Source organism: Cumulibacter manganitolerans (assembly GCF_009602465.1).
GTDB classification, from domain to species: domain Bacteria; phylum Actinomycetota; class Actinomycetes; order Mycobacteriales; family Antricoccaceae; genus Cumulibacter; species Cumulibacter manganitolerans.
On sequence record NZ_WBKP01000026.1, the window covers coordinates 40,106 to 49,585 of the forward strand.

Annotated in this window: 11 protein-coding genes; 6 read left to right on the forward strand and 5 right to left on the reverse strand. The window is 73.7% G+C overall.

Annotation, left to right across the window (positions count from 1 at the left end):
• Positions 1-15: 15 nt before the first annotated feature.
• Positions 16-1,185 carry an MFS transporter gene (locus F8A92_RS10920; RefSeq protein ID WP_194291453.1) on the reverse strand — a complete coding sequence of 390 codons (1,170 nt, stop codon included), beginning with the start codon at positions 1,183-1,185 and terminating at the stop codon, positions 16-18.
• A gap of 73 nt (positions 1,186-1,258) precedes the next feature.
• Here F8A92_RS10920 and F8A92_RS10925 point away from each other — a divergent pair, with 73 nt between their 5' ends.
• The 6 genes from F8A92_RS10925 (at position 1,259) to F8A92_RS10950 (ending at position 7,316) form a co-directional block, all read left to right on the forward strand.
• Complete coding sequence (locus F8A92_RS10925; protein WP_153505190.1) at positions 1,259-2,212, forward strand: LLM class F420-dependent oxidoreductase; 954 nt, start codon at positions 1,259-1,261, stop codon at positions 2,210-2,212.
• A 76-nt stretch (positions 2,213-2,288) separates the two neighbouring features.
• Entirely contained in the window at positions 2,289-2,714 is a 426-nt protein-coding gene (locus tag F8A92_RS10930) for a PPOX class F420-dependent oxidoreductase (RefSeq protein ID WP_153505191.1), read from the forward strand.
• A gap of 48 nt (positions 2,715-2,762) precedes the next feature.
• Positions 2,763-3,983: a 1-deoxy-D-xylulose-5-phosphate reductoisomerase gene (gene dxr, locus F8A92_RS10935; RefSeq protein ID WP_153505192.1), complete on the forward strand. Its 1,221-nt coding sequence runs from the start codon at positions 2,763-2,765 to the stop codon at positions 3,981-3,983.
• Entirely contained in the window at positions 3,980-5,308 is a 1,329-nt protein-coding gene (locus F8A92_RS10940; RefSeq protein ID WP_153505193.1) for a M50 family metallopeptidase, read from the forward strand. Before dxr ends, F8A92_RS10940 begins: the two co-directional genes overlap by 4 nt.
• Positions 5,309-5,352: 44 nt before the next feature.
• Positions 5,353-6,501 carry a flavodoxin-dependent (E)-4-hydroxy-3-methylbut-2-enyl-diphosphate synthase gene (ispG, locus tag F8A92_RS10945; protein ID WP_153505194.1) on the forward strand — a complete coding sequence of 383 codons (1,149 nt, stop codon included), beginning with the start codon at positions 5,353-5,355 and terminating at the stop codon, positions 6,499-6,501.
• The gene (locus F8A92_RS10950; RefSeq protein WP_153505195.1) at positions 6,501-7,316 is read left to right on the forward strand and encodes a GNAT family N-acetyltransferase; all 816 of its coding nucleotides are present in this window, start codon (positions 6,501-6,503) and stop codon (positions 7,314-7,316) included. Before ispG ends, F8A92_RS10950 begins: the two co-directional genes overlap by 1 nt.
• Positions 7,317-7,319: 3 nt before the next feature.
• Here F8A92_RS10950 and F8A92_RS10955 read toward each other — a convergent pair whose 3' ends face one another.
• Genes F8A92_RS10955 through F8A92_RS19210 form a run of 4 tightly spaced genes read right to left on the reverse strand, consistent with a single transcriptional unit; the run spans position 7,320 to position 9,425 of the window.
• The gene (locus F8A92_RS10955) at positions 7,320-8,222 is read right to left on the reverse strand and encodes a sucrase ferredoxin (protein WP_153505196.1); all 903 of its coding nucleotides are present in this window, start codon (positions 8,220-8,222) and stop codon (positions 7,320-7,322) included.
• The gene (locus F8A92_RS10960; protein WP_153505197.1) at positions 8,219-8,866 is read right to left on the reverse strand and encodes an acVLRF1 family peptidyl-tRNA hydrolase; all 648 of its coding nucleotides are present in this window, start codon (positions 8,864-8,866) and stop codon (positions 8,219-8,221) included. Before F8A92_RS10960 ends, F8A92_RS10955 begins: the two co-directional genes overlap by 4 nt.
• Complete coding sequence (locus F8A92_RS10965) at positions 8,863-9,294, reverse strand: DUF4439 domain-containing protein (RefSeq protein WP_153505198.1); 432 nt, start codon at positions 9,292-9,294, stop codon at positions 8,863-8,865. Before F8A92_RS10965 ends, F8A92_RS10960 begins: the two co-directional genes overlap by 4 nt.
• Positions 9,291-9,425, reverse strand: a complete 135-nt coding sequence (locus F8A92_RS19210; RefSeq protein ID WP_267130043.1) for a hypothetical protein — start codon at positions 9,423-9,425, stop codon at positions 9,291-9,293. The genes F8A92_RS10965 and F8A92_RS19210 overlap by 4 nt, the downstream gene beginning before the upstream one ends.
• Positions 9,426-9,480: the final 55 nt, after the last annotated feature.

Consider the following 9,480-nt stretch of genomic DNA (forward strand, 5'->3'; position numbering starts at 1 on the left):
AGGGCGGGACGCCGGCTACCGGCGCGCCGCGTACCGGCGCATCCCGAGGGCGGCGGCCGCCGTGAGCGGCACCGCGACCGCGCCCGCGACGGCGAATACCAGGGTGAAGCGGCCGGCGCCGGCGTACGGTGCGGCGAGGGCCGTCGACAGCGAGCTGCCGACGAACAGGCTCGCGGCGAACAGCGCGACCGCCGTCCCGCGCGCGGCCGGCACGACGCTCACCGCCCAGGTCTGCAGGGAGGAGTGCAGGAAGGCCCAGCCGCAGCCGAGCAGCAGCGCGCCGGCGATCACCGTGACCAGGGTGATCGTGGCGGTGACCGCCGCGAAGGCGAGCAGCATCGCGGTGCCGCCGACCGCGCCGAGCAGCCACATCGGGCGGTGACCGGTCAGCCTGCTCACCAGCCGCGAGAAGCCCAGCGCGCCGACGCCGTAGGCGGCCACCGCCAGGCCCGCCGCCCCGGCGTCCACGCCACGGGTCGTCGAGAGCGCGGCCGGCAGGTAGGTCAGCATCCCGAGGACGACGCCGCCCTCGACGAACGCGAGCGCGAAGACCAGGAGCGCCCAGCGGTCGCGCAGGACGACGCCGAGATGGGCCGCGATGCCGCTGACGCCGCCGCGCCGCGGCTCGGAGATGCCGCGCAGGCCCAGCGCGCAGAGCCCGGCGACGACCGCGGTGAGCCCGAACACCGCCCGCCAGCTCACCAGGTGGGCGAGCCACCCGGCGAGGGCGGTCGAGACGGCGACCCCGGTGGCCGTCACGGCCAGCAGGTCCGAGAGGGCGCGCTGGCGATGCGCCGGGCCGACCGTGTCGCCGACGAAGGTGATGGACGCCGGGGCGATCGCGCCGAAGCAGGCCCCCGCGACGGTACGGGCCACGGCGAGCAGCGTGATGCTCGGCGAGAACGCCGACACCAGGCCGGCCACGCCGGCGATCACCAGCGTCAGCAGCATGGTGCGGCTGCGCCCGATGTGGTCGCTGAGCAGTCCCCATACCGGCTGGAACACCCCGTAGGCGAGGAAGTAGCCGCCGGCGACGAAGGTGGCCGCGACGGCCAGGCTGGTGTGCAGATCCGCCGCGATCAGCACGATCATCGGCCCGGTGGCGAAGCGATCGAGGCTGCTCACGAAGGCCGCCGCCGCGACGGCCAGCGGGGCACGCGTGGGGGAGTCCGCTGCCGTGCTCACCCGGGCAGTATGCCGCACGCGGACCGCCGGCGACGGCACACCGACCTGACACCCTCGTCGCTACGTTGAGCCCATGACCCGACTCGGATACCAGATCCCGAACTTCACCTACCCCGACACCGACGGCGCGGCACTGTTCGACACCGTGCGGCGGCAGGCCGTCGAGGCGGACACCAGCGGCTTCGACACCGTGCTGGTGATGGACCACTTCTATCAGCTGCCCATGCTCGGGTCCCCGCAGAACGCGATGCTCGAGTGCTACACGCTGCTGTCCGCGCTGGCGCAGCACACCCGGCGTGTTCGGCTGTCGGCCCTGGTCACCGGCAACACGTACCGCAACCCCGCGCTGCTGGCGAAGACCGTCACCGCGCTCGACGTGGTCTCCGGCGGGCGCGCCCAGCTCGGCATCGGCGCCGGCTGGTACGAGCTGGAGCACGACTCGCTCGGCTTCGAGTTCGGCACCTTCACCGACCGGTTCGAGCGGCTCGAGGAGGCGCTGCAGATCGTCATCGGGATGCTGCGCGGCGAGCGGCCGACCCTCGAGGGCCGGTGGTACCGGGTGCGTGACGCGGTCAACTCGCCGCCTCCGGTCGGCCGGATCCCGGTGATGATCGGCGGTGCCGGCGAACGCAAGACGCTGCGGATGGCCGCGCAGTACGCCGACGAGTCGAACATCATCTGCGGCATCGACGAGATCCCCCGCAAGCTCGCGGCGCTCGACGAGCACTGCGCCCGCCTGGGCCGCGATCGCGGTGAGATCACCGTGACCTACCAGACCAGCGCCTGCATCGCGCCGACCCGCGAGGAGGCCGAGCACGAGCTGGACGCCGCGGTCTCCGGCATCCCGGAGCTCGCCGCCCGCCGCGGCGGGATGATCGCCGGCGACCCCGCCACCGTGGCGGCGGCGTACGAGAAGATCCTCGCGACCGGGGTGGACGGCGTCACGGTGAACCTCCCGGCCAACGGGCACGTCGAGGGCCGGGTGCGGCTGCTCGGGGAGACGCTCGCGCCGCTGATCACCGGCTAGCGCCGGCCGCCCGTGCCGCCGAGAGCCGCGCGGGCCGTGCTTGTCAGCGGTCGGCGCGGCGACCTACCGTGATGCGATGACGATCGCCCCGCAGCTCAGCAAGGTCTTCGAGTCGAACCGGCTGGCCACCCTGGCGACCATCCGCCGCGACGGTCGTCCGCAGCTCTCCCAGGTGTCCTACGCGTACGACGCACCGACCGCGACCTTCCGGATCTCGGTCACCGACGGCCGCGCCAAGACCAAGAACCTGCGCCGCGACCCGCGGGCCACCCTCCTCGTCCAGGACGACAGCCCGTGGGTCTACGCGGTGGCCGACGGTGACGCGTCGCTCGGCCCGGTGACGACGCAGCCCGGCGACCCCGGCTCCGAGCAGCTGGTCGCGCTGTACCGGGACATCGCCGGGGAGCATCCGGACTGGGACGACTACCGGCGGGCGATGGTGGCCGAGCAGCGGCTGGTGCTCACGGTCGTGGCCGGGCACGCCTACGGCCTCGGCGGCTGAGCACGGCCCTCACGGCGGCGTCGCCGCGGATGAGGGACAATCGCCTGCGTGACCTCGCAGCGCAGCATCGTGATCCTCGGCTCGACCGGCTCGATCGGCACCCAGGCCATCGACGTCGTCCGCCGCAATCGCGATCGCTTCGCCGTCCGGGCGCTCGCCGCCGGCGGCGGGGCTCCGCAGCTGCTGGCGCAGCAGGCGCTCGACCTGGGCGTCGAGACGGTGGGTGTCGCGCGCGCCACCACCGCCGAGGACGTCATCCTGCACCTGAAGGCCGAGGCGTCCCGGCGGGGGCTGCCGAGCATCCCGAAGGTGCTCGCCGGACCGACGGTCGCCGCGGAGCTCGCGGCCGGGCCGTGCGACGTCGTGCTCAACGCGGTCTCCGGCTCGGTCGGTCTGGCCGCGACGGTGGCCTGCCTGCGGGCCGGGCACACCCTCGCGCTGGCCAACAAGGAGTCGCTCGTCGCCGGCGGCACCTGGGTGCGCGACATGGCCCGCCCCGGCCAGATCGTGCCGGTCGACTCGGAGCACTCGGCCATGGCGCAGTGCCTGCGCGCCGGACGGCGCGACGAGGTCGCGCGGTTCATCCTGACCGCCAGCGGCGGCCCGTTCCGCGGCCGCAGCCGTGCCGAGCTGACCGAGGTGACCCTCGCGGAGGCGATGGCGCACCCGACCTGGGCGATGGGCACGTCCGTGACGCTCAACAGCGCGAACCTGGTCAACAAGGGCCTCGAGCTCATCGAGGCGCACCTGCTGTTCGACGTGCCGCCGGAGGACATCGAGGTCGTCGTGCACCCGCAGTCGACGATCCACTCGATGATCGAGTACGCCGACGGCTCGACCATCGCGCAGGCCTCGCCGCCGGACATGCGGATGCCGATCGCCCTCGCGCTCGGGTGGCCGCACCGCGTCCCGGGCGCCCAGCCGACCTTCGACTGGAGCACGGCGCAGTCCTGGACGTTCGAGCCCTTGGACGACGACGCCTTCCCGGCCGTGCGCCTCGCCCGGCGGTGCGCGTCGATCGGCGGTCTCGCGCCCGCTGCCTACAACGCCGCCAACGAGCAGGCCCAGGCGGCCTTCATCGGCGGCCGGATCGGCTACCTCGACGTGGTCGACGTCATCGGTGCGACCCTGGACCGGCTGGCCGGGGACCGCGACCTGGCCGCACCCGGCCGCAGCCTCGAGTCGATCGTCGCGTTCGAGTCCGCCGCCCGCACCGCCGCCGACACGCTGATCGCCGCCCGCACGAAGGATGGATCCACCGCCTCATGATGACCGCCCTGGGCATCCTGCTGTTCGTCGTCGGGCTGCTGTTCTCGATCTGGTGGCACGAGCTCGGCCACTTCGTCGCCGCCCGCCGCTTCGGCATGCGCGTCAGCCAGTTCATGGTCGGCTTCGGCCCGACGATGTGGTCGCGCAAGAGGGGCGAGACCGAGCACGGCATCAAGTGGATCCCGCTCGGCGGCTACATCCGGATCATCGGGATGATCCCGCCGCCGCGGCCCGACCGTCCGCAGGACACGGGCCCGTTCGCGCGGCTCATCCGCGAGGTCCGCGCCCAGTCGGCGTCCGAGCTCGAGCCGGGGGATGAGAACCGGACGTTCTTCGGCAAGCCGTGGTGGCAGCGCGCGATCACCATGATCGCCGGGCCGATCCAGAACCTGATCCTGGCGTTCATCCTGTTCGCCATCGTGCTGACGACCATCGGCGTCCACACGCCGTCGCTGACCGTGCAGGAGGTCAGCGAGTGCGTGCTGCCGTCGACCACGGACGCCAAGGACTGCACCACGCCGGTCGACGCGCAGGGCAAGGTGTGCGCCGGCGACGCGACCGGCTGCGCGCTGCCGCCGGCCAGCCCGGCGGCCGAGGCCGGCTTCCGCGCCGGTGACACGATCACCGCGATGAACGGCCGGCCGGTCGCCGACTGGACCAGCGTGCGGTCGGCCATCCGCAAGAGCCCGGAGCAGCCGATCGCCTTCACCGTGCGCCGCGGCGGCGAGGACGTCACGCTGACCGTGACGCCGATGCGCAACACCGTCACCTCCGACACCGACCCCAAGAAGTACGTCGAGGTCGGCTACCTCGGCCTGGCGCCGACCACGCCCATGACGACGATGTCCATCGCCGAGGTGCCCGGCTACGTGGGCAGCTTCATCGGCCTGGCCGTGGAGCGGATCGTCGAGCTGCCGCAGCGCGTACCGCAGCTGGTGCGGGCCACCTTCGCCGGCGAGCAGCGCGACCCCGACGGGCCGGTCGGCATCGTGGGCGTCGGCCGGCTGTCCGGTGAGATCTTCGCGCTGCCGCAGCCGGTGAACGAGCGGGTGGCCTACCTGCTCTCGCTGCTGGCGAGCCTGAACATGATGCTGTTCCTGTTCAACCTGGTGCCGCTGTACCCGCTCGACGGCGGACACATCGCCGGCGCGCTCTGGGAGGGGCTGCGCAACGCCGTCTACCGGGTGCGCGGCAAGCTGCCGCCCGGGCCGATCGACATCGCCAAGGTGATGCCGGTCGCGTACGTCGTCGCCGGCGTGTTCGTGCTGTTCTCCGGACTGCTGCTGGTGGCCGATGTGATCAATCCGATCACCCTGAACCAGTAGCGCACGCCGGATCCGGCACGACGAGGCGGACTAGCATTGAGCGCATGAGCGTGAACCTCGGAATGCCGCAGCTGCCGCCGCCCACCCTCGCGCCGCGGCGCAAGTCGCGCCAGCTGGACGTCGGCGGGGTACTGGTCGGCGGCGACGCTCCGGTGTCCGTGCAGTCGATGACGACGACCGTCACCGCCGACATCAACGCCACGCTCCAGCAGATCGCCGAGCTGACGGCGGCCGGGTGCCAGATCGTCCGCGTCGCCGTCCCGAGCCAGGACGACGCCGACGCGCTCGCGGCGATCGCCAAGAAGTCGCAGATCCCGGTCATCGCCGACATCCACTTCCAGCCGAAGTACGTGTTCGCCGCGATCGAGGCCGGCTGCGCCGCCGTCCGGGTCAACCCCGGCAACATCAAGGCGTTCGACGACAAGGTCGGCGAGATCGCGAAGGCCGCGAAGGCGGCCGGTACGCCGATCCGGATCGGCGTCAACGCCGGGTCGCTCGACAAGCGGCTGCTGCAGAAGTACGGCAAGGCCACGCCCGAGGCGCTGGTGGAGTCGGCGCTGTGGGAGTGCTCGCTGTTCGAGGAGCACGACTTCCGCGACATCAAGATCTCGGTGAAGCACCACGACCCGGTCGTGATGGTGCGCGCCTACCAGCTGCTGGCCGAGCAGTGCGACTACCCGCTGCACCTGGGCGTGACCGAGGCCGGACCGGCGTTCCAGGGCACCATCAAGTCCGCGGTCGCGTTCGGGGCGCTGCTGAGCCAGGGCATCGGCGACACGATCCGCGTGTCGCTGTCCGCGCCGCCGGTGGAGGAGGTCAAGGTCGGGCTGCAGATCCTGGAGTCGCTCAACCTGCGCCAGCGCGGCCTGGAGATCGTCTCCTGCCCGTCCTGCGGACGCGCGCAGGTCGACGTCTACACCCTCGCCGAGCAGGTCACCGCCGGCCTCGAGGGCATGAAGGTCCCGCTGCGGGTGGCCGTCATGGGCTGCGTCGTCAACGGCCCGGGGGAGGCCCGCGAGGCCGACCTCGGCGTCGCCTCGGGCAACGGCAAGGGGCAGATCTTCGTCAAGGGCGAGGTCATCAAGACCGTCCCGGAGTCGCAGATCGTCGAGACGCTGATCGAGGAAGCGATGCGGATAGCCGACGACATGGGCGTCGACGCCGAGGGCGAGCCCAGCGTCAGCGTCTCGTAGTGGAGCAGGCGCGGACCGCCCGGGCCGAGGACTTCGATCGGGTGCTGCGCGTGATCGAGCGGCACCCGGTGGAAGCGTGCGCGGTCGGCGCGGTGCTGTACCCGGCGGGCCCGCACGCGCTGCGCTCGGGCCGGCTGTGGATGCACGGCGACGCGGTCTGCTACTCCGGCGCCAACCTGCTGCCGGTCAACGCCGACGAGCAGGCCGCGCGCGCGTTCGCGGACCTGGCGATCGCGGAGGGACGGCGGTGCTCGTCGATCGTCGGCCGGCTGCCGGCCACCGCGGTGCTCTGGGAGGCCCTGCGCCCCGCCTGGGGACCGGCTCGTGCCGTGCGGGACCGGCAGATCGTGATGGTGGACGAGGGCCCCTGTCGGGTCACCCCCGACCCCGCCGTACGGCGGGCGCTGCCGGCCGACCTCGGCTCGTTCTTCGCCGCGTCGGTGGAGATGTACCTGGAGGAGATCGGCAGCTCGCCGACCGCGCACGACGGCGGTGCGTCGTACCGCCGGCGCGCGATGGAGCTCATCGAGGACGGCGTCGCGTTCCTGCGCACGGACGGCGACCAGGTCGTGTTCAAGGCGGAGCTCGGCGCCACCACGCCCCGGTGCGCCCAGCTGCAGGGCGTGTGGGTGCACCCGGACCTGCGCGGCCGGGGGATCGGTACCGCCGGCACGGCGGCGGTGCTGTCCCTCGCGCGAAAGTGCGGGGTGCGGCGCATCAGCCTCGCGGTGAACGACTACAACACCCCGGCGCGGCACGCGTACGAGCGGTGCGGCTTCCGTGCGGTGGCCGAGCAGATGGTCGTGCTGTTCTGAGCCCTAGTCGGCCGGCCGCACGCCGAGCGTGACGAACGACTCGGACGGGGACGGCTCCTTGCCGCAGGAGGCCGGACGCGGCGGGTTGCGGCGCTCGACGACCTCGGCGCGCCACCGCGTGCCGGCGGCATCCAGGAGCACGCCGCCGGTCGGGTCGGCGCCGACGAGGCGCACCGCGTCCACGTCCGGCGCGCCGAGCTGCCGGCGCAGCGCGATGTCGGCGGACTGTGCCCGCGCCGGGAGGTGGCTGAGGCCGCGCAGCGCCTCGACGACGACCTCGCCGCGCGCCGCCAGGCGCAGCGCGCGTCGCGCGGTCCGGGCGTCGAGCCGTCCGTACACCGCTCCCGCGGGGAGCATCAGGGCGGTTGGCGCGAAGCGATGGCCCCCGAGGTGGCTGCACTCGAAGACCTGGCCGGGTTGCTCGCGCTGCAGCGCCTGCGCGAGCGGGCGCCCCTCGATCGCGCAGCACTGGTCGCGTCTGGCGTGTGTGCACACGAACAGCAGCGGCCGGGCGACCTCGACCGCCGTCGTGTGGACCTCCGCCAGGTCGCCGTCGTACGCCGAGAGGTCCAGGTGGTCCAGCTCGCGGTCGTCGGTGACGCGCGCGCCCACCACCCGCGGGCGGTGCCCGTGCGTCACCGCGAACACCCGCCGCCCGGTGATCGCGCGGCCCGCGCGGTGCGGCGCGCGGAACACCAGAGCCTTGACGCCGGCCCGCTTCGCGGCGGCGCTGAGCCGCTCGCCGCGCTCGCCCAGGCCGCAGTCGGTGATGCCGCCGCGCCCCCACGGCCCCGGGTCCTCGATCATCAGATAGCCGGCGCGCACGTGATCGGCGGTGCCCGCCATCGGCTCGTGCACCGCCAGCGAACGCACGGCGCACCGCTCCGCGGCCGGGATCTGCGTCATGGCCCCTCCTCAGGGTCGGCGTTGGTCACGGTCAGCCGGACCGCACGCGCCGCGTCCAGCGCGTCGTCCAGGCTCGCTCGACGCGGTTCACCCGTCGCCACCTGCACGTGCCGACCGGCGCGCAGCCGGCGCAGCGGCTCGCGACCCAGGAGGTCCTCCACGAGCTGCGGGTCGCCGCCGGTGACCAGCAGGTCCACGGCGGCCGGACGGTCACCGAGCACGGCGCGCGCGGCCTGCGCGGCGTCGACGACCAGGGCCGCGGTCTGGTTGGCCCGCCGCCGCGCGAACCGCTGCTGGCTCTGCCCTCCGGCGGCCGTCCGCCCCTGCACGTACCGGGTACCGGTCTTGGTGCGCTCCAGGCGGGCCGTGCTGCCGTCGCACTCGCCGCGGCCGATCGAGTAGCCGCCGCGGCGGACGAGGACGACGGCGACCGACTCGCGGGGCAGCAGCAGGGCCGTCAGCTCGGCGACGTGCCGGGCCGAGGCGGCCCTGGGGTCCGTGATCAGCACGGCCGCGCCGCGCTCGGTGCGCACCTGCGTCGTCCCGTCGGCCGCCGTGATCGACGCGACCCGTCCGTTGCGCTCCTCGAAGCCGCGGAACCAGGCCTCGATGCGCCCCGGCGGCACGGTGACGTCCCGGGTCACGGCATGCCCGGGAACGCCGGCGGGAGGGCGACGCCGCCCGCGGCCTGTCGCCAGCGCAGCGCGGCCACCGTCGTCGCGGCCAGCGCATCGACGCAGAACGTCCGCACCGCGGTGCTGCCTACCCGGCCGCAGCAGTGCCGCCACTGCTGCGCCATCGCGTCCTCGAGCCTCGCCGCGAGCGCGAGGGCGGACGCGTCGTCGGTGACCGGCGCCGGGAGGGTGTACCCGGGCTCGGAGGGGGCGGGATCCTGCCCGAGGGAGCGCAGGATGTCCTCCAGCGCCTGGCGGCGTGTCCGGTTGGTGGCGTCGGCGTCCTCGACGGCGGCCCGGTGCGCCTCGCCGACCGCGGCACCGATCTCGCCGTACGCCCAGATGGTCGCGTGCTGCGCGGCGAGGGCGGCCTGCAGGCTCGCGGCGTCGTCGGTCATCCGAGCACCGCCGCCGCGGTGGCATGCGAGGCGGCCAGCGAGGCCAGCAGGGGAGCGCGTCTCGCCGGCTGCGAGATGGCCAGGCCACGGCACTGGGCGGCGAGCGCGGACTCGCTCTCGGAGTCGGACACGAACGGGTAGTCGGTGCTCGCGCGAACCTCCTAGTGGTTGTAGATCTCGCCGATG